Annotated in this window: 20 protein-coding genes; 9 read left to right on the plus strand and 11 right to left on the minus strand. The window is 68.7% G+C overall.

All coding sequences use genetic code 11. The annotated features are described in order from the left end of the window. Genes secD through ACXMDP_RS12340 form a run of 3 tightly spaced genes read left to right on the plus strand, consistent with a single transcriptional unit; the run spans position 1 to position 2,699 of the window. Positions 1-1,515 carry a protein translocase subunit SecD gene (gene secD / locus ACXMDP_RS12330; protein WP_457766932.1) on the plus strand — a complete coding sequence of 505 codons (1,515 nt, stop codon included), beginning with the start codon at positions 1-3 and terminating at the stop codon, positions 1,513-1,515. Beyond that, the gene (gene secF / locus ACXMDP_RS12335) at positions 1,516-2,520 is read left to right on the plus strand and encodes a protein translocase subunit SecF (RefSeq protein WP_259730781.1); all 1,005 of its coding nucleotides are present in this window, start codon (positions 1,516-1,518) and stop codon (positions 2,518-2,520) included. It abuts the gene before it with no gap. Further along, a complete protein-coding gene (locus ACXMDP_RS12340) occupies positions 2,517-2,699 on the plus strand; it encodes a hypothetical protein (protein WP_259730780.1) in 183 nt (60 codons plus the stop codon). The genes secF and ACXMDP_RS12340 overlap by 4 nt, the downstream gene beginning before the upstream one ends. An 81-nt stretch (positions 2,700-2,780) precedes the next feature. Here ACXMDP_RS12340 and ACXMDP_RS12345 read toward each other — a convergent pair whose 3' ends face one another. The 3 genes from ACXMDP_RS12345 to psb28 are packed head-to-tail and all read right to left on the minus strand — an operon-like array spanning position 2,781 to position 5,250. Then, the gene (locus ACXMDP_RS12345) at positions 2,781-3,794 is read right to left on the minus strand and encodes an AI-2E family transporter (protein WP_259730779.1); all 1,014 of its coding nucleotides are present in this window, start codon (positions 3,792-3,794) and stop codon (positions 2,781-2,783) included. Beyond that, a complete protein-coding gene (locus tag ACXMDP_RS12350) occupies positions 3,791-4,870 on the minus strand; it encodes an AI-2E family transporter (RefSeq protein ID WP_259730778.1) in 1,080 nt (359 codons plus the stop codon). Before ACXMDP_RS12350 ends, ACXMDP_RS12345 begins: the two co-directional genes overlap by 4 nt. Further along, entirely contained in the window at positions 4,867-5,250 is a 384-nt protein-coding gene (psb28, locus tag ACXMDP_RS12355) for a photosystem II reaction center protein Psb28 (protein WP_094513137.1), read from the minus strand. Before psb28 ends, ACXMDP_RS12350 begins: the two co-directional genes overlap by 4 nt. Positions 5,251-5,379: 129 nt before the next feature. Here psb28 and ACXMDP_RS12360 point away from each other — a divergent pair, with 129 nt between their 5' ends. Beyond that, positions 5,380-6,129 carry a GUN4 domain-containing protein gene (locus tag ACXMDP_RS12360; RefSeq protein ID WP_255101258.1) on the plus strand — a complete coding sequence of 250 codons (750 nt, stop codon included), beginning with the start codon at positions 5,380-5,382 and terminating at the stop codon, positions 6,127-6,129. A gap of 28 nt (positions 6,130-6,157) precedes the next feature. Next, entirely contained in the window at positions 6,158-6,577 is a 420-nt protein-coding gene (locus tag ACXMDP_RS12365; protein WP_259730777.1) for an ATP-binding protein, read from the plus strand. 100 nt (positions 6,578-6,677) lie between these two features. Here ACXMDP_RS12365 and ACXMDP_RS12370 read toward each other — a convergent pair whose 3' ends face one another. After that, positions 6,678-7,058: a DUF6439 family protein gene (locus tag ACXMDP_RS12370; protein ID WP_259730851.1), complete on the minus strand. Its 381-nt coding sequence runs from the start codon at positions 7,056-7,058 to the stop codon at positions 6,678-6,680. A 41-nt stretch (positions 7,059-7,099) separates the two neighbouring features. On the opposite strand from ACXMDP_RS12370, the gene ACXMDP_RS12375 reads away from it, so the two are divergent. After that, positions 7,100-7,387, plus strand: a complete 288-nt coding sequence (locus ACXMDP_RS12375) for a hypothetical protein (protein ID WP_094513133.1) — start codon at positions 7,100-7,102, stop codon at positions 7,385-7,387. Between the two features lie 9 nt (positions 7,388-7,396). Here ACXMDP_RS12375 and ACXMDP_RS12380 read toward each other — a convergent pair whose 3' ends face one another. Both ACXMDP_RS12380 and ACXMDP_RS12385 read right to left on the minus strand, forming a co-directional pair. Continuing rightward, complete coding sequence (locus tag ACXMDP_RS12380) at positions 7,397-8,473, minus strand: class I SAM-dependent methyltransferase (protein WP_259730850.1); 1,077 nt, start codon at positions 8,471-8,473, stop codon at positions 7,397-7,399. A gap of 108 nt (positions 8,474-8,581) precedes the next feature. Then, positions 8,582-9,865 carry a type I glutamate--ammonia ligase gene (locus ACXMDP_RS12385; protein WP_259730776.1) on the minus strand — a complete coding sequence of 428 codons (1,284 nt, stop codon included), beginning with the start codon at positions 9,863-9,865 and terminating at the stop codon, positions 8,582-8,584. 200 nt (positions 9,866-10,065) lie between these two features. On the opposite strand from ACXMDP_RS12385, the gene ACXMDP_RS12390 reads away from it, so the two are divergent. Both ACXMDP_RS12390 and ACXMDP_RS12395 read left to right on the plus strand, forming a co-directional pair. Continuing rightward, positions 10,066-10,584 carry an allophycocyanin subunit beta gene (locus tag ACXMDP_RS12390; protein WP_094513131.1) on the plus strand — a complete coding sequence of 173 codons (519 nt, stop codon included), beginning with the start codon at positions 10,066-10,068 and terminating at the stop codon, positions 10,582-10,584. A 109-nt stretch (positions 10,585-10,693) separates the two neighbouring features. Then, positions 10,694-11,863 carry a pyridoxal-phosphate-dependent aminotransferase family protein gene (locus ACXMDP_RS12395; protein ID WP_259730775.1) on the plus strand — a complete coding sequence of 390 codons (1,170 nt, stop codon included), beginning with the start codon at positions 10,694-10,696 and terminating at the stop codon, positions 11,861-11,863. Here the strand turns inward: ACXMDP_RS12395 and ACXMDP_RS12400 are convergent. Then, a complete protein-coding gene (locus ACXMDP_RS12400; RefSeq protein ID WP_259730849.1) occupies positions 11,793-12,278 on the minus strand; it encodes a nucleoside deaminase in 486 nt (161 codons plus the stop codon). The two genes, ACXMDP_RS12395 and ACXMDP_RS12400, sit on opposite strands and share 71 nt — an antisense overlap. A gap of 113 nt (positions 12,279-12,391) precedes the next feature. Between ACXMDP_RS12400 and ACXMDP_RS12405 the strand changes: the two genes are divergently transcribed. After that, positions 12,392-13,864, plus strand: a complete 1,473-nt coding sequence (locus tag ACXMDP_RS12405; protein WP_399233885.1) for a pyridoxal phosphate-dependent decarboxylase family protein — start codon at positions 12,392-12,394, stop codon at positions 13,862-13,864. An 80-nt stretch (positions 13,865-13,944) separates the two neighbouring features. Here the strand turns inward: ACXMDP_RS12405 and ACXMDP_RS12410 are convergent, their stop codons facing one another. From ACXMDP_RS12410 to ACXMDP_RS12425, 4 genes are read right to left on the minus strand one after another with little or no spacing between them, the layout of a single operon-like run. Beyond that, positions 13,945-15,534, minus strand: coding sequence for a YcjF family protein (locus ACXMDP_RS12410; RefSeq protein WP_259730773.1), 1,590 nt, complete (start codon positions 15,532-15,534; stop codon positions 13,945-13,947). Continuing rightward, the gene (locus tag ACXMDP_RS12415) at positions 15,534-17,717 is read right to left on the minus strand and encodes a transglycosylase domain-containing protein (RefSeq protein WP_399233882.1); all 2,184 of its coding nucleotides are present in this window, start codon (positions 17,715-17,717) and stop codon (positions 15,534-15,536) included. Before ACXMDP_RS12415 ends, ACXMDP_RS12410 begins: the two co-directional genes overlap by 1 nt. Continuing rightward, positions 17,701-18,177: a signal peptidase II gene (gene lspA / locus ACXMDP_RS12420; RefSeq protein ID WP_255101267.1), complete on the minus strand. Its 477-nt coding sequence runs from the start codon at positions 18,175-18,177 to the stop codon at positions 17,701-17,703. The genes ACXMDP_RS12415 and lspA overlap by 17 nt, the downstream gene beginning before the upstream one ends. Positions 18,178-18,190: 13 nt before the next feature. Next, entirely contained in the window at positions 18,191-18,766 is a 576-nt protein-coding gene (locus ACXMDP_RS12425) for a biotin transporter BioY (RefSeq protein WP_094513125.1), read from the minus strand. Between the last annotated feature and the right edge of the window lie 51 nt (positions 18,767-18,817).

Below are 18,817 nucleotides of genomic sequence, written 5' to 3' on the forward strand. Positions count from 1 at the left end.
ATGGCACGCCAACAAGGATGGGTGGCCCTGATCCTGGCCCTGGCGATTGCCGCCGGGGTGGTCCTGGTCACATTTCCGCTTCAGCTCGGCCTCGATCTGCGCGGCGGCAGCCAGCTTACCCTCCAGGTGATGCCGGCCGGCGCGATTCGGCAGGTGCAGGCCGAGCAGCTCGAAGCTGTGCAGGAGGTGCTTGATCGCCGCATCAACAGCCTCGGGGTGGCCGAATCCACCCTGCAGCGCGTCGGCGATGACCAACTGCTGCTGCAGCTGCCCGGTGAGCAAGATCCCAGCCGCGCCGCCAGGGTGCTGGGCACCACGGCCCTGCTGGAGTTCCGGGTCCAGAAACCCGGCACAGAGCAGGAAATGCAAGGGTTGCTGCGCCTGAAAACCCAGGCCTCCGCCGTGCTCGCCCGGCTGAAGAACAGGCGCCCGGCTGATCCTTCCACCCCGGTCTCCCTCCGGGCGCCACCCCCGCCAGCCCCCAGCTTCCCCGCTGAGGAAATGGCCAAGGCCTTCAGCGCCCTGGGCCTGGAAGTCCAGGCGGGAGCCAGCGAAGCCGACCAGCTCGAACTGCTCCTGGCCGAAGTGAACAAGCGGATCGTGGCTCTCTATGAACCGGCCGCCTTCACGGGCCGTGATCTCACAGGAGCCGGTCGCCAACAGCAGACCAACGGCCCCGGCTGGGATGTGACGTTGAACTTCAACCGCGCCGGAGGCGAAGCCTTCGCGCGCCTCACCCAATCGATCGCGGGCACCAACCGACTGCTCGGAATCGTGCTCGACGGACGCTCGATCAGCGAAGCCAGCGTGGGCGAACAGTTCAAGGCGGCTGGGATCACCGGTGGCGCCGCGAGCATTTCCGGCAACTTCACCGCTGAAGAAGCGCGGGATCTGGAGGTGCAACTGCGCGGTGGCTCCCTGCCCCTGCCGATCAAGATCATCGAAGTGCGCACCGTGGGGCCCACGCTCGGGGCCGAGAACATCCGCTCCAGCCTGGTGGCGGCTCTGGGCGGCCTGGCGCTGGTGGCGGTGTTCATGGTGGTGGTCTATCGCCTGCCCGGCTTCGTCTCGGTGCTGGCCCTGCTCCTCTATTCCCTGTTCAACCTCGCGGCCTATGCCCTGATTCCGGTCACGCTTTCGCTGCCTGGCATCGCCGGGTTCATCCTCAGCGTGGGCATGGCGGTGGATGCCAACGTGTTGATCTTCGAGCGGGTAAAGGAGGAGCTGCGCGGCGGCAACACCCTCATCCGGTCGATCGACACCGGTTTCTCGCTGGCTTTCTCCTCGATCATCGACGGCCACGCCACCGGCCTGATCAGTTGCGTGGCCCTGTTCGCCCTGGGCACAGGCCTGGTGAAAGGCTTCGCCGTCACCCTTGCGATCGGCCTGGTGCTGAGCCTGTTCACCGCACTCACCTGCACCCGCACCCTGCTGCGGCTGCTGATGAGCTACCCCTCGCTGCGACGCCCCACCTACTTCCTCCCGGGCCGTGAGCTTCCGTCCTCTGCTGCCTGAATGACCATGAGTCCCACAGCCGCGGATCCGGTTCCAGAGATCCGCTTTTTCCGCATCAATCGCTATCGCCGCCTCGCCTGGGGGGCCTCCGGAGCCGCCTGTGTGCTGAGCCTGCTGGGCCTGCTGCTCAGTTGGCTGAATCCATCGATCGGGCTGCCACTCAAGCCGGGCCTTGATTTCACCGGTGGCACCCGCATTCAGCTGGAGAGGGCCTGTGGCGCCAGCTGCTCCCCCCTCACGGCACCGCAGGTGGAAGAACAGCTCTCCCAGGTGAAATTACCTGTAGAAGCTGGTGCTGCCGCCCCCCAACTTGAGCGCGCGCCACTGCAGGTGCTTGACGGCGGGCGCTCGATCGACCTGCGCATGCCCACCCTCAGTGCCGATCAGAGCACGGCATTGATTGAACAGCTCAGCAGCCGGATCGGGCCATTCCTTCTGGGCGACACCTCGATCGAAACGATCGGCCCCACCCTGGGCGACCAGCTCCTGAAAAGCAGCCTGTTATCCCTGCTCGTTAGCTTCGCGGCGATCGCGGCCTACATCACCTTCCGGTACGACCGCCTGTTCGCCACCCTGGCCATCGTCTGCCTGGCCCACGACGTGCTGATCACCGCTGGGCTGTTTGCCTGGCTGGGCCTCCTGCTGGGTGTGGAGGTTGATTCTCTGTTCGCTGTTTCGCTGATCACGGTGGCGGGGTATTCCGTGAACGACACCGTGGTGGTGTTCGATCGCATCAGGGAGCAGAAATCCTTGCTCGGTCACCTTCCCATCAATGATCAGGTGGATGTGGCGGTGGATGTCACGCTCACCCGTTCGCTCTACACCTCGCTCACCACCCTGTTGCCGCTGCTGGGCATGATCTTCTTCGGCGGCAGCAGCCTGTTCTGGTTTGCCGTGGCGCTCGCCACTGGAATCGCCGTCGGCAGTTGGTCGAGCATCGGCGTGGCGCCCACCCTGCTCAGCCTGATCACAGCATCGAACCGGGCGCGCAGCCCGCTGGCATGAGCCGCATTCCCTTTGTGCCGGTGGTGCTCGTGCTGCTGGCGCTGCTCGAACTCAGGACCGAATTCCTCCTGCTCAGTGATCACTTCACCATGGCCGCCGTGATCGCTGCGATCAGCCGCCACCCCCTGCCGATCGGCGTGCTGGTGCTGGCACCGGAGCTGTTCAACCGCTTCCGCTGAACGCAGCAAGCGTGTGGATCGCAGCGATCCGTGGGTTGGGCAGCGATCACAGCCACACGTCGCCCCCTGCCTGGGAGCCGGTTAAGACGCTTCCAGCGTCCAGCGGTCCATCACCTGTTCCACCAGCACCTTCTGGCAGATCACCTGCAGCACCACCACCAGCGGCAGGGCCAGCAGCACCCCCGGCAGGCCCAGCAGGGCGCCCATGCAGAGCTGGGCCATCAGTGCCACTGTGGGCAGCATGTTGACCGTACGGCTGAGCAGCACGGGCGTGAGCACGAAGGCTTCCAGGTTCTGAAGCAGCAGGCGCAGCAGCAGCACCTGCAGCACCTTGGCCGGGGAAATCAGCAGGGCCACCGCCAGTGGCAGCAAGGTGGCGGCCGTGGGACCGATCGTGGGCACAAAGGTAAGCAGGCCACACACCAAAGCGCTGAGCAGGGCCAGCGGCACCCTCAGCAGCGCCAGGCCGGCCCAGGTCAGCAGAAAAACGGTGACGGCGGAGATCGTCATACCCGCCAGCCAGCCGCCCATGGCCTGACGGCAATCGTGCAGCAGGCTCTCCATGCCGGGGCGGGCAAAGCGCGGGGAAACGGCAAGCAGCAGGCGCTGGTGGCTGCGGGGATCGAGCGCGAGCAGCAAAGCCAGCAGCACCATCAGCAGCACCTGGATGGTGGTATTGGCAGTGCTGCCTGCCACCCCCAGCAACTGGGTGCCGAGCGGTTGCAGCCTGTCCAACGTGGTGAAGCTGGCGAACTGCTGCTCGAGGCTCTGGAACCCCTTGATCCCACCGGCCAGTTCCCCCAAGCGCTGAACCAGCTCCGGCACCAGGCGCGTGAATTCACCGGCCTGCTCGACCAGCTCGGGCAACAGCAGCTCCGACACCTTCCAGCCCAGCAGCAACAACACCACGAGCACCGACAACAGGGCGGTGGGCCGGTTGATCGGCAGCCGCCGGCGCAGCTGGGTGACCGGCACATCGAGCGCTACGGCCAGCACCACGGCTCCGAACAGCACCAACAGCACCCAGCGGAGCTCCCAGAGGAGCAGCCCCAGCACCACGAGGCCCAGGAGTCCGAGCACAGAGCGAGGCTTCATGAAAGCCGGCGCTGAAGCTGCCAGGGGTTGAGCACGTCGTGGATCAGTACTTCACGAATGATCACCTGCAGACACACCGCCAACGGCAGCGCCAGCAACAATCCGATCGGTCCGAACATCACCGTGAACAGGAACTGGGCGCACAGGGTGAGGCCGGGTAGCAACTTGAGCTGGTGATGCATCACCGAAGGAGTGATCACGTAGCTCTCCAGATGCTGGATGACCAGATAGAGGCCAAGCACCGCCACCGCTTTCCAGGGGGCATCGAGCAGCGCCACCGACATCGGAAAGATGGTGCTCAAGGTGGGTCCCACATTGGGGATCACGTTCAGCAGGCCGGCCAGCAACGCATTGGCCACCACCAGATTCACCCCCAGCAGCCAGAGGCCGATGCCTGAGAGCAGCGCCACGAAGCAGGAGCTGATCAACACCCCCACCATCCAGTCGCTGAGGGCAGTGCCGCAGAGTTCGAGCACGCGGCGGAAGCGGCGACGGTAGAAGGAGGGCACCAGCAACACCGCCACTTCCCTGTAGGCGGTGGGTTGCACCGCCACCATCAGGCTCACGGCCACCACAAACAGCAGCTGCACAGCGCCGCTGCCGAGATTTCCCGCCAGACCCAGGAGCCGCATTGCCCCCTGGCCGATCCCGCCGGCCAGGGCGGCGGTGCTGTCCCCGCCGGCCGGCAACAGGGAGGTCAGCCACTCGAAATCAAGGCGGGTGTCCTGCTGGCCGTAGATCATCGCCCCTCCCCAGGAGAGGGTTTCGCGGCCCATCTTCAGCAGCAGCGCGGCGGCGGCGGGCACCTTGGTGAGCAGCAGTCCGAACTGCTCGGCGAAGGGGGGGATGAGCACCGCGATGGCCACGGACAGCACCACCACCAGCCCGAGCACGCTCACCAACAGCGCCAGCGAGCGGTTGCAGCGCAACCGTTGCTGCACGAATCCCACCAGGGTGCAGATCGCCATGGCCAGCACCACGGCGGCAAAGGCCTGAATCACCACACCGCGCAGGCTCCAGAGCAGTGCGGCAGCGGCGATGGTGGCGGCGAACCCAAGCCAGTTCCCGAAGTTCAAGCCGGATCCGACTCCGCGGCAGGGGCTCCAGCGTCAGCCTCGTCGTCCTGGCCGGCGAAGCCAAGGCCGTGGCCCGCGGCATAGCGCTCCGCGAAACGCATGAAGCGCTCGAAATCCTCTTCGTTCTTCCAGGTGTAGGTGGCTTCGATGGCGCTGGCGCGGCCGTTCACGAAGCGAGCCTTCACCTCACGGGTCACGAGCTCCCCCTCTTCATCAAGGAGGAACATGCCGGTGATGTCACCAATGCTTTCGGGGGCCAGTGCTTCCGGCTCCTCGAACACGAACATCGCCTGGCCGGTGCGGCCGTCGCGGGAGCGGGTCAGCCGGATGTCGGGAATCACGGGTTCGTCCACCCCGCGGAAGAACTGAATAGCCGTCATCGCAGAGGGGTGGAAAATTCGATCCTAGGCAGAGCCGGATCGGCGCTTCACGGTGCGTCGTCTCCGCCCCGTAGGGCTCGGCTGACATAGTGGGCAACACGCTGGCCCTGCTCTGGCTGGCTGAACGCCATGCTTTCCGGACCACCCGCCTCTGCCACGGTCACAGCCGATCAGCTGCTGGAGCGGTTCCTCAGCGCTTCCCCACGGCAGCAGCGCAGCCTGCTGGCCCAGCTGGAGGCACGTCGCACCGAGCTGCGCCCTCTGCTGATCGATCGCCTGGCGGGGCTTGATGCCAGCGGCGACGACTGGGTGCCGGGCGCCTTGATCCACTGGCTGTTGAGCGAGACCGACCCCCTGGCTGCCGATTTCCGCGGCCGCTACCCCCAGGGGTGGCTGGAAACCCCTACCGGCAGCGGCATCGACTACCAGCCTCTGCAGGCGGCCCTGAGCGAGCAGGCCTTCGAGCTGGCCGATCGCTGCACGAGCTCGATCCTGCGCCAGCTGGCCGGGCCCGCCGCCGAGGCCCGCGGGTACGTCTATTTCAGCGAGGTGCCACCGATCAGCGGCATCGATCTGCAGACCCTCGATCGGCTCTGGCTCTGCTACTCGCGCGGACGCTTCGGCTTCTCCGTACAGGGGCGCCTGCTGCAGGCCTGCGGCGGCCGCTGGGAGCGGTTGTGGCCCAAGCTCGGCTGGAAGGAGGAGGGCCTCTGGACCCGCTACCCCAAGGCTTTCACCTGGTCGTTGGAGGCACCGGATGGGCATATGCCCCTGATCAACCAGCTCCGGGGCGTGCGGCTGATGGATGCGCTGCTCAGCCATCCGGCGCTGCAACAGCGCGTGAAGGGTGTCGCTGAGGGCAACGGCGCACGACGTTAGGGTCAAGCCAGAGCGGAAAGCGGAGTCGATGCCCCGGCCATTGGTCCCATCCCTGCGCTGGACCGATTTCATCACCCCTTCCACCCTGCAACTGGCGCCGCTCCTGGAGCTGCTGTTGGAGCCGATGCGCAGGGCCCACAACCTGGCCCAGCTTCAGCTCGGCTTGCAGGAAGCCCTGGTGAACGCCGTCCGCCATGGCAACGGCGGCGATCCGGGCAAGTGCCTGCGCATCCGTCGCATCCAGACCCCGCGCTGGATGATCTGGCAGATCCAGGACGAAGGCACGGGCGTGCCGACAGCGCGGCGCACCAGCGCGCTGCCGGAGGAACCCGGCTCCTGCTGCGGCCGTGGTTTCTTCCTCATCCACCACTGCTTCGACGATGTGCGCTGGAGCGACCGGGGCAACCGCCTGCAGCTGGCGGTGCAGATCCGGCCCGAACGGAGCTGAGTGCTCAGCAGGGTCCTTGGTTGGTGCCCACGACCTGAGGATCACTGCCTGCGGATCACTGCCTGCAGATCGCTGCCGGTGCAACACGATCGGATGATCCCTACCGGGAGCCGTGCCCATGGCTCGGGCAGCCGGGGTCGCTTCGCTCCCCTTTCAGCCAGCCCAGGCCGTGCTCCAGCAAGGCGATCGCCTCCGCATGGGCGACAGGGTCGCGGCGGTGGGCCGGACTGGCCTCGCTGAGCAGATGCACCAGCGCCGAGGCGATCTGCTCGGCCGCGCGCCTGGGCTTATGGCTCTTGTGCGCATGCCAGTCGCGGCCATCGATCACCAGCAGACGCTGCAGCTGCTCGGCCAGCTCACGGCTGCCCTGCGGCCATCCGGTTGCAGGGCCAGTGCCGGAAGAGGGCTCTGTGCTGGTGGCAGGGTTGGTGCCTGTGCCGGTGGAGGGGCCGGTGGAGAGGGCAGAGCTGCCGGAAGGCATCGGCACTGGACGAAACCAAGGGGGGGATCCATCCTGGCGGCATGACCAGCGGTTTGACCCCTCGCAGCCGTCCCTCCAGTCGCCAGGCGGGGGGATGGCTGCACAGCCTCTCACGCATGCTGGCAGTGGCCGCCCGGGCCGAGCGGCTCAAGCCGGACGACAACAGCAGTGGCGCCCGGCGCCTGCGCCAGCGGCTTGAACTGGGCCAACGCCTGCTCGACCCGCTGCCCAAGGCCCTGCGCACCTCCAACTGGCAGGAGGAGGTGGTGTGGAAAGCCCTGCGCTGGGGTGGAGCCGGAATGCTGCTGGCCCTGTGGTTGAAGCGCTGAGCAGCCGTATCAGACCGTAACCGCTGCCTCGCGAGGGCGTGTGGCGCACCAGACCCGGGTCATGAAATGCGTCTGGGCCGTGACCGCCTCGAAACCGGCCTGTTGCAGCCGGGCTTCGATGTCGTCGCCCACGTAATCGCGGTAATAGGGCTCGTGGAACACACGGCGGAAGTTCTCCATCGCTGCAGAGAACTGGGGCGAGTCGGCCAGCTGGATCGAGTCGGCCAGCAGTAGGACCCCTCCCGGCTCGAGCACCTTGAAGCAGGCGTTGATCACGTTCTGCCGCGCCTCGGCGGGAAGTTCATGGAGCAGGAACACGCAGGTGACGGCCTGGAAGGAGCCATCGGCGAACGGAAGGGCCTCAGCATTGCCCTGCACCAGCTGGGGCAGCTCACCCGGCAGCTGGCTCAGGCTGCGGTTGGCTTCACGGAGATAGGCGGCCGAGAGGTCGAGGCCCACCAACTGCACCCCGGGCAGGGCCCCGCGCAGCTGGCGCAGGGTGCGGCCCGTGCCGGCGGCCACATCAAGCACCCGCAGCTGACCCGGACGACGATCGGCGAAGGCGCGCAGGCCCCGCTGAAGCGGCGCCAGCAGACGGCGACGCATCGGATCGGCGGTGCCGTTGAACAGGATCTCCACCTGCAGGTCGTAGAGCGCGGCGGAGTGGTCGCTCAGGTAGCCGTCGGTCTGGTGGTGGAAGTTCTGCAGGTAGTAGCCGGGGTAGTTCTCCGGCTCCACATCCCGCGGCAGGTCGCGGACATTGCGCTGACTGCGCCGGCTCCAGATGTTGGGCAGGTCGAGCCAGACCAAGGGGTAGCGGGTGGCCCAGTCAAGCCAGGGGGCATCGAACAACAGCGAGGCGGGATAGACCCCCCGCTCCGCTTCCTGCCAGTCGAGTTCCAGCAAGCGGTCCATGGAGGCGCGCAGCTGGTTGAGCATCTCCGGTGGCACTGGGACGGTCTTCGGGCCCCCGTCGGCGGCCAGCAGCTGCCCCAGACGGGTGCTCAGCTCCTTGTGCGCCACTCCCACCAAGCTCTTGCCTTGCTGGAGGGTCTGGTACGCGAGCTTGCTCACGGCATCGGGCATGGCGGCGCGGGAACATCCCTTCACATCGGCTTCATTCCAGCGGATCGCCGCGGAGGTCGCGAGCCCCACGCGCCCGAATCTTCCGGCGAAACCGGTCCGATCGCGGGCTCAGACCGACAGGAACGGCTCCCCTTGAGGTGGGGCCAGCGGCAGTCGCCGCCGCTGTCGCTCGATCCAGACGGCAATCCAGGCACTGCTGAACACGTCACCCTCCAGCAGGAAGGCATGGTCCGTGGCCAGAGCCTCCAGCGCGGCGAGCGGGTGCGTGGTCAGCGGCGGGAACGGGTCTGGCTGGGCCTCCGCCGGCGGATGGGAGGGCTCGAGCGCCTGGATTCCGCCGGGATCGATCTGGCGGCGGATGCCATCGAGGCCCGCCAGCAGCAGGGCGCTCCAGGAGACGTAGGGATTGGCAGCGGCCTCAATGGCCACGAACGCCAGTCGCTGGCTGGCCGGCGTGGGCCGGGCCACCGGCAGACCTACCACGGTGCTGCCAACCCCTGGTGCGTAGGCCCGGCGCAGTGGCGCAGCGCTACCGGCGCCCCCCCAACCGCCATCGATCGACGCACCGGTGCCGGTGAGGGCAAGCAGGGCCGGGGCATGCAGCAACAGCCCACCGATGTACCAGCGGGCCGTCTGGGAGAGATCGGCGCGGGTGCCTTCGCCGTAGAACAACGGCAGGCGGGCCTTGCGAAGGCTCTGGCTCACCGGCAGGCAGCCGGCCGCCTCCACCGGCCGCTCCGCCGCCACCAGGGCCGCTGACAGCCCGCAACAGGCGGCCAGCTGATGGGCGGTGTAGCCGAGCCGCATCAGGCCATCGGCAGCGGGAAGCAGCTCCGCGGCCTGCAGGGGGGCCGGCGTGCCCAGCAGCGAGAGCAATTCGCTGCGGAAGGCCAGCGACCGCTCCGGCAACGCTGCTGCCTGTCCGTGCCCCCCCAGGGGGATGCGGCCGGCGGAGCGTTCACCGGCGCCACGCAGCAGCAGATGCGGAGCCACCTGGAACAGGGCCGTGTCCGCCAGGCCAGAGCTGGCCAGCGCCTCGGTGGCGCGGCTGGCCAGCGAGCGGGCGCAGCCGGGATGGCCATCGGAGCGGCAGCGCATCCAGCCGAACAGGCTGAGCGGTGCGGTGGGTAGGAACGGATCACGCCAGGCACTGGCGGCATCGAGCACCACCGCCGCTTCCTGCAGATCCCCTGCCGCGAGCGACTCCCCGTCGAAGCCAGCGGCGGGCAGGGCTGCAACGGACACACCTTCGCTGAAACTGGACGGCTGGATCAGCTCGGCGGCCACGGTGAGGTGATGCCAGCGGCCGGACAGGTCGCAGAGGCCGAGATCGACCCGTTCGATCGCCTGATCGCGCAGCCGGCGCAAGACGTCATCGACGGTCAGAGCCATGGGCGAAGGGGAAGGCAGAGGAGCGCAAGTGGGAACCAGCAGACCAGCATGACCCCGGCCCCCTTGGCACCGGCGGGTCTGAAACAGGCCGAACGGCCTGCGTAACCGTTTCTGTCAGATTCGGCAGATCCCTCAGCAGGACAGGGTTCTGGGCATTTCACAGTGCTAGCTTCCAGCCCAGGTGCGTCGATTTCAACGTCATGCGCGATGCCATCACCGGTCTGATCGGCCGGTATGACCAGCTGGGGCGCTATTTCGATCGGAACGCGATCGATCGCATCTCCGCCTACCTGGCGGAAGGCGAACAACGGCTCATGGCGGTGGAAATCATCAACCAGGGAGCCACCGACATCGTGCGGGAAGCCAGCCGGCGCCTGTTCGAGCAGGATCCCGAGCTGCTGCTGCCCGGCGGCAATGCCTACACCACCCGGCGCCTGGCGGCCTGCCTGCGGGACATGGACTATTTCCTGCGCTACGCCAGCTACGCCCTGATCGCCGACGACGCCACGATTCTCAACGAGCGGGTATTGAACGGTCTCGACGACACCTACAAGAGCCTGGGAGTTCCCACGGGCCCCACGGTGCGCAGCATCACGCTGCTGGCCGATGTGGTGATGGAGCGGCTGGCCGAAGCCGGTTTCGATCCGGCTCCGCTCGTGCGGGTCCCCTTCGATCACATGGCCCGTGGCCTGTCTGCGCTCGACGTGCGCTGCCGCTGAATCCGCTCCAAGCCGTGTCTGCCCAGGGCCAGCTCTGGCCTCTGGGTAGGCTGCAATCCACTTCTTCGACGCCCTGCTGGCCTTGGTCACACAGTCTTCCGATCTCCCGGTGAACGATCGTCATCGGCTCCCCCTGGAACCGATCGCCACCCCCGATCGCCTGCTGCTGGGCCCAGGGCCGTCGAATGCCCATCCCACGGTGCTGGCTGCACTGGCACGCACACCGATCGGTCACCTCGATCCGATCTACATCGAGCTGATGGGCGAGGTACAGGAACTGCTGCGTTACGCCTGGCAGACCGACAACCGCCTCACCATCCCGATGAGCGGCACCGGCAGTGCCGCCATGGAAGCCACCCTGGCCAACACCATCGAACCGGGTGACAAGGTTCTCGTGGCCGTGAAGGGCTATTTCGGCCTGCGGCTCGTCGACATGGCCCAGCGCTACCGCGCTGAGGTGGTCACGATCGAGCGCCCCTGGGGGGAAGCCTTCAGCCTCGAAGAGCTCGAAGCGGCGATGGCGCTCCACAAGCCAAAGATCCTGGCGCTTGTTCATGCCGAAACCTCCACCGGCGTGTGCCAGCCGATGGAAGGCATCGGCGATCTCTGCCGCCAACACGACTGCCTGCTGCTGCTCGATACGGTCACATCGCTCGGCGCCGTGCCGGTTCATCTCGACGCCTGGGGCGTGGATCTCGCCTACAGCTGCAGCCAGAAGGGGTTGAGCTGCCCTCCCGGCCTCGGTCCGTTCACCATGGGCCCTCGGGCTGAAGCCAAGCTGGCCGCCCGTAGCGGCAAGGTGCCCAACTGGTACCTGGATGTGTCACTGCTCAACCAGTACTGGGGGAGCAACCGGGTGTACCACCACACGGCCCCGGTGAACATGAACTTCGGCATGCGCGAAGCGTTGCGCCTGCTGGCGGAGGAAGGCCTGGAGCAAGCCTGGGCCCGCCATCGCAGCAACGCCGAGCGCCTCTGGAGCGGCCTGGAGCACCTCGGCCTGGAGCTGCATGTGCCCGAGCCCCTGCGGCTGCCCACGCTCACCACGGTGCGCATTCCCGAAGGTGTGGATGGCAAGGCCTTCAGCCTCCATCTGCTCAACCGCCACGGCATCGAAGTGGGCGGCGGGCTCGGCGCGCTGGCCGGCTCGGTGTGGCGCATCGGCCTGATGGGCTACAACAGCCGCGCCGAAAACGTCGATCTGCTGCTCAATCTGCTGGAGACGGAGCTGCCGGCGTTCCAGTCGGGCCGCACGGCCGTCGCTGTCGCCGCTGCCTGAACCAATCCGCCAGGAGCAGGGTGGCCTGCACCTCCAGCAAGCCACCCTCCACCTCCATGGGGTGGTGAGCACTCGGGTGCCGGGCCAGGTCCACGCTGCCACCCAACCCTCCGCGTTTGGCATCTCCGGCGGCGAACAGCACCCGCCCCATACGGGCCTGCACCAGGGCGCCAGCGCACATCGGGCAGGGTTCGAGCGTCACGATCAAGCTGCAGTCGTTGAAACGCCAGCTGCCACGCATGGCCGCAGCCTGGCTCAACGCCACCAGCTCGGCATGACCGAGTGGATCCTGATCCAGCTGGCGGCGGTTGCTGCCCCAGCCGAGGCAGCGCCCTTCCCCATCCAGCACCACCGCCGCCACAGGGATCTCTCCCCTGTCACCGGCGCGGCGGGCCTGGCGCAGCAAACGCTCCATCCACAGGCGCTGCTGGGCGGCAGGAACGGGCGGAGGGCTCAGCACAGCGCAGCGGTGGCCGGGTCGGGCACCCAGCGTGTCAGTGCCTCCATGCTGAGGGACGGCAAGGGAGAATGAAGCCCCTTCCTGCACCGCCGTTGGCCGTCACGCCACACCTGCACCAGGCGCTTGAGCCGTTGCCGTTCGCAGCGCCAGGGCAGGCCGATCCGCTGCTGGAAGCGTTTCTCAACGGGGCGGTGCAGCAGCTCTGCCAGTGGCTGGGCACAGCCACCAGCCGCCCGCCGCTGCCCGGGCTGAGCCTGTTGCCGGAACTGGAGCCCCGCCGCCACGGCCTGGATGGCACCACGCTGCTGGCCGACCTGCAGGTGTTGATGGACGGGGCCTACAACCCCAACCACCCCGGCGCCCTGGCCCACCTCGATCCGCCGCCGCTCACCGCTTCGCTGGTGGGGGATCTGGTCTGCGCCGGTCTGAACAACAACCTGCTCTCCGAAGAGCTGTCCCCCTCACTCAGCCGCCTGGAGCGGGGCCTGTGCGGATGGCTGGCCCGTCGCCTCGGGCTGGGAGACGCCGCTGGCGGCATCCCAGCCAGCGGCGGCAGCCTCAGCAACCTGATGGCGCTGGTCACGGCGCGCCAGAGCCGCGGCCTGCAGCACCGCCCAGACGTGGTGGTGCTGACCAGCACCGACGCCCATGTATCGCTCGACAAGGCGGTGCTGGTGATGGGACTGCCGCCTGAGGCCTTGCTGCGGCTGCCCACCGATGCAGAGGGGCGGCTGGATCCGCAGCGGCTGGAGCAGGCGCTCACTGACCTGCAGCGGGCCGGCCGGCCGGTGCTGGCCGTGGTGGCCACCGCCGGCACCACGGTGCGCGGCGCCGTGGATCCGCTGGAGCCCCTGGCCGAGCTGTGCCAGCGCCATGGCCTCTGGCTGCACGTGGACGGGGCGATCGGTGGCGTGCTCGGCCTCAGCACCGTGCACTGCGGGGGTGTCGCAGGGCTGGGCCGGGCCGATTCGGTCACGTTGAACCCCCAGAAGCTGCTTGGGATCACCAAAACCTCTTCGCTGCTGCTGCTGGCCGAGCCCGACGCCCTGCACCAGACCTTCGGCACCGGCCTTCCCTACATGGAACCCAGCTGGGGAGGCGCCCATGGCGGCGAGTGCGGGCTACAGGGAAGCCGCAGCGCTGAGATCCTCAAGCTCTGGCTTGGCCTGCGTCAGCTCGGGCTCGAGGGGATCGACCAGCTGGTGGGCGAGGCGATCGCCCGCCGCCAGCGGCTGGAGCAGCTGCTGCACGCCGCGGCCCCGGCCGGGGCCCTCAGCCTGGTGGGTGGCCCGTTGCACCTGCTGGCCTTCCGGCCCAGCGGCGCCGATGCCCAGGCCTGCGCCCAGTGGTCGCAGCAGTGCCGTGCGGCGCTGCTGGCGGAGGAGTTGATGCTGTCCCGGCCGCTGCATCAGGGCCACCATCACCTCAAAGCGGTGCTGGGCAACCCCCACACCCAGGGCGAACATCTGGAGCGGCTGGCCGCCGTGGTGGCCCGCTCGCTGCCCGTGCCTTCCGCGCTGCTGGTGCCTTCCCATGGCTGATTCCGACAAGCGCGGCCGCTGGGTGGCCATCCTCACCGGGGCGATCTCGATTCTGATCGGGGTGCTCTACCTCGGGCTGATCACGGTGCTCGACGCCCGCGGCCCCCTGCTTCCCCCTCCCCCCGAGGCCCTGGGCGTGGCGGCAGCTGGGGGTCCTTCCGCCGCTGCAACGGCTCCACCACCCGGTTGAAGGCCGCCTGCAGGAAGTCCTTGAGGGCCCCCTCGCGGCGGTTGAGGTCGTAGAGGCGGCGCACCACCTCCTGCATGCCGCCATCACCCCAGTCCTGCCCCTGCTCGAAGTAGGTGAGAAAGCTCTGACCGGCAATGCGGGTGAACCAGGCCGCACTCACCCCCTGCACCGCCTTGCTCACGATCAGCGCCGGCAGGTTGAGGGTGAGGGCGGAGCCGATCAGGGCCAGCCCGCCCTTGATCACGCCAAGACCGGCCAGCGTGCGCCCCACCGACAGGGCCAGATCCTGGCCGGCCTCCCGGGTGAGGGTGACGCCATAGACCTTGCCAAGCTCCACCACCATCTGGGCGTTCACCGCCGCGGTGCCAAGCAGATCCACCACGGGCAGGGGCGTCACCACGAGCACGCCGGCACCGATCCACATGTAGCGATCCACGATGCGTTCGCCGTCGCTGCGGCGCTGGGCGCTGAGCAGGGCCCGGCTGGCCTCGCTCAGCCGGCGGCTCTGCAACAGGATGTTGTCCGCCAGCAGCTCCTCACCGTCCTGATGCAGCACGGTGGCGATCCGCCGCAGCAGGACATCGATCTCCGGCAGTGGCTGGTGCGGGCGGCCCCCGGGCAGCGGTACCGACTGGGGGGCGGCGCTGGCGGGCAGCACGTCCTCGTCGGCGAGGCGGCCGGAGCAGCGGCGGCGCAGCAGCTCAAGCAGGCGGCGCTCCTCCTCCTGGCCACGCAGATCGCACTTGTTGAGCACCAGCAACAGGCGCTTGCCGAGGCTGGCGAGCGCCTCGAACACCTCCAGTTCAGCGGCGCGCAGGTCGCCGTCGACCACGAACAGCAGCAGATCGGCGCGGGCGGCCCGTTCCCGCGCCGTGATCTCCCGTTGGCGGCCATCACTGCCTGCTTCCAGAATGCCGGGGGTGTCCACCAGCCGCAGACCGCGGCGCAGTCCCTTGAGCCGCAGGCGGTAGACGCGGCAGTCGCCGGTGGATCCCATCGCGGCACCCACCTCCCCCACCACTTCATCCAGCAGGGCACGGATCAAGGAGGTCTTGCCGGTGGAGCCGGTGCCGAACACCACCAGCTCGAGATCACCACGGGCCAGCTCCGCCTCCACCCGTTCCCGCTCCTGCCGCAACGCCACGCGCGCCACATCGTCCCGGACCCGTTCAAGCACCTGATCGATCGCCTGCAGCTGCTGTTCGGCCGCCTCCTGGCGGTTGCCGGGCGCCACGGCCGGCGGTGGCGGCGCTGCCGGCGGGGGGCGGCGGCGCCAGGCCAGCAGCCAGGGGCCGGCAAAGCGGGCCACCAGCAGCACACCACCACCGATCAACAGCAGGGTGACCGGGCCCACCAGCCAGGCCGGCAGCAGGTAGCTGAGTTGCCAGAGCAGATTGTTGACAGCCTGGATCAGCACGGAGGCCGCCACGACGGCGGCCAGCGCCACCGCCAGCCAGATCCAGAGGCGGAAGCGGGGCATCAGCGCCGGGAGACGGCTGCTGGGGTGCCGCTGGGCGCCGCCCGCATGATGTCGCCCCAGAGGGCTGCGGCCTGGGCGCTGGAGCCACCGGTAGGGCGGTTGTCGTCGTTGCCGAGCCAGATGCCCATCACCAAGTGCCGGCGCGGTTCGAAGCCCACGAACACCAGGTCACGCGCCTCGTTGGTGGTGCCGGTCTTGCCACCCTCGTTGCCACCCAGGTAGGCGGCAGTGCCGGTGCCGGAACGCACCACCGCGCGCATCATCCCTTGCATGGCCTTGGCCGTCTGGGGTTTCACCACCTGCCGCCCCGGGCTCACGCTTCTGGCAGTGCGGGCCCGCTGCTCGCGACAGCGGGCACTGTCGAGGCCGGCACAGGTTTCGGCATCGGTGAGGCGGCGGATGGTGCTGGGCGCATGCCACACCCCGTCGTTGACCACAGCCGCGTAAGCGGCGGTGAGCTCAGTCAGCACCACCTCACTCTGGCCAAGGGCCAGCCCGGGAACGGCATGCAGCGGCGAGGTGATGCCGAGGTCTCGGGCCGTCTGCTCGACCGCCTCCAGCCCGACGCGGCGGGCCAGCCGCAGCGCGGCGGTGTTGCTGCTCATCGCGAAGGCCTGCCGCTGGCTGATCGCGCCGCGGCAGGTGCTGGCGAAGGATTGCCCCGCCCAGGTGAGCGGGCCGCAGTCGATGCCATCGCCGGGCTTGGCACCACGCTCCAACGCCGCCACGTAGGTGAACAGCTTGAAGGTGCTGCCGGGCTGCCTGAGGGCCATGCTGGCCCGGTTGAACTGGCTGCGCTGGTAATCGCGGCCGCCGGCGATCGCCAGCATCCCGCCGGTGCGGCTGTCGAGCACCACCACCGCCCCTTCCGAGGCGCCGCCGCGGGCCAAGGCCCGCCGCAGCTGGCGCTCCACCACCTGCTGCATCGCCGGATCAAAGTGGGTCTCCACCAGGAAGTTGCCCTCCACGGCCACCTCCGCACCCACCAGGGTTTCCAGATCAGCGCGCACCTGATCGGTGTAGAAGGGCGCCGGGCGTCCCTGGCCACCGCGGCAGGCCTTGGGGCCGAGCTGAATCGGCCGGCGGCGGGCCTGGCGGGCCTGATCGGCGCTGATCTTTCCCGTGTCGGCCATCTTGGCGAGCACGGCATTGCGCGCGTCCAGCGCCGCCTGGGGATTGGAGCAGGGATCATGGCCGTTCGGCGAAGGGAGCAGACCCACCAGCAGGGCCGCTTCATCCAGATCGAGCCTGGCGGTGGGTTTGCCGAAGTAGCTGCGGGCGGCATCCTCGAAGCCCCAGCCCACGCCCAGATACACCCGGTTGAGGTAGCTGAGCAGCAGCTCGCTCTTGCTGAATCGGGCTTCCAGCTGCAGCGCCACCAGCAGCTCGCGCCACTTGCGGGCCAGGGTCTCGCCCTGCCCCACCTGGTCGGGGTAGAGGCTGCGGGCCAGCTGCTGGGTGAGCGTGCTGCCCCCCTCCAGCACGCGCCCGCCCAGCAGGTTGGTGACCAGGGCGCGACCGGTGCCGATCGGATCCACCCCCGGATGCCACCAGAAGCGGCTGTCCTCACTGGCCAGCAGTGCATCCCGCAGCACCGGCGGGAAATCGGAGAGGTTCTTGTTCTCGCGGTGTTCGCGCGAATCGGCTGATTGCAGGGGCCGGTTGGCGCGGTCGTAGAGGGCCAGCGGGCCCCGCACCGGCGCCAGGCTGCCGCGCAGCGGCAACTGCAGCGCTGACAGACCCAGCAGCAGCAGGCCGGCCCCGGCAGCGCCCGCCAATGCCAAGGTGCCGGCCCGGGCCAGGCGCAGCAGCCGGGGCATGGGTCGCCGCTGGAACACCAGCTCTGGCAACCCCGGCTCCGAGGGCGGGCCGAGCCGCACCACGTCGCCGTCCCGCAGGAGCAGTGCTGTCACCCGGCTGCCGCGCCAATAGAGGCCGTTGGTGGAGTTGTCATCGCGGATCAGCCAGTCACCGCCCACCTGCTCCAGCAACGCGTGCTGCTTGCTCACCGCCGGATGGTCGATGCCGACCTCCAGGCGGTTATCGCGGCCGATGCGATAGAGGCCGCCGTAGAGCGCCAACCGGCGTGAGGGCTGACCGGGGAGGAACACCTCCAGCACAGCGCCTCCCGCTTCGGGCGGCTGCGCCAGGCGCTGCTTCAGGCGCTCAAGTCCCGCGACCACGGCTCTCCTCCAGCAGGTCGAGCGCCAGGCAGATCACGGCCACGTTGATCGCCACATCCGCCAGGTTGAACACCGGAAAGCGCACCGGCACCAGTTCGAGAAAATCCACCACCCAGCCGAGCCGCCAGCGGTCGAGGCCATTACCGAGCGCACCACCCAACAGCGCCCCCACCCCCAGCCACTGCCAGCGGCGCAGGCTGCTCTGGCGCTGGATCCACACCCCCAGGCCGATCGCTACCACCAGGCTCACGAGCGCCAGCGCCTTGGTGGAGCCGGTGAACAGGCTGAAGGCGGCGCCGGTGTTGAAGACGAGGCGCAGGCGCAGCAGACCGGGCAGCAACGGGCTGCTCGAGGTGCCGGAGAGGGCCGACAGGGCCCAGGCCTTGCTGGCCTGATCGAGCACCAGCACCACCAGGGCGGTGATCCAGGCGGCGCGGCGGCGATGGCCGGCGAGGCTCATGACGGCCCCCCGTTCACGAGCTGACCAGCAGCAGCCGGCGCAGCGGCACGGCCAGCACCGCCACGGCGCAGCAGAGCATCAGCTGGGGCAGCAGCGGACCGAGGCTGTAGGCGAGCAGCAGATCGCCCAGGCCCCCTCCCCAGCGGCCCACCAGTCCACCGAGCAGCAGGTAGGCGAGGCCGCACAGCTGGATCACCCCCAGGCCGAACAGCGCCGCCCCCATCAGGCGCAGCAGTTCGCCCATGCCGGGCTGGCTGGCCAGGCGGCCGCTCAGCCAGGCGGCCGGGATGAAACCGGCCAGAAAGCCGAAGCCCGGATCGAGCAGGTAGGCCATGCCGCCACCGGTGTGGAACACCGGCAGCACCAGCAGGCCAAGGCTCAGGTAGGCCACCGCCGCCAGCAGGGCCGGCCGTGGGCCGCACACCAGGGCAGTGAGCAACAGGGCCGGCACCTGTGCGGTGACCGGCAGTTCGCGCAGGGCGTACCCCCCATCCACGAAGGGCATGGCAACGGCGACACGGATCAGGCCGCCGCTGATGATCAGCAGAAGTCCGACGATGGCGCCGCTGCAGTTGGCTAAGGCCCGCAAGCAAGGGAGATCTGGTTGGCTCCATCCTGCTGTAGTGGGGGGCAGCTGCAC

This window comes from Cyanobium sp. ULC065 (assembly GCF_977927515.1).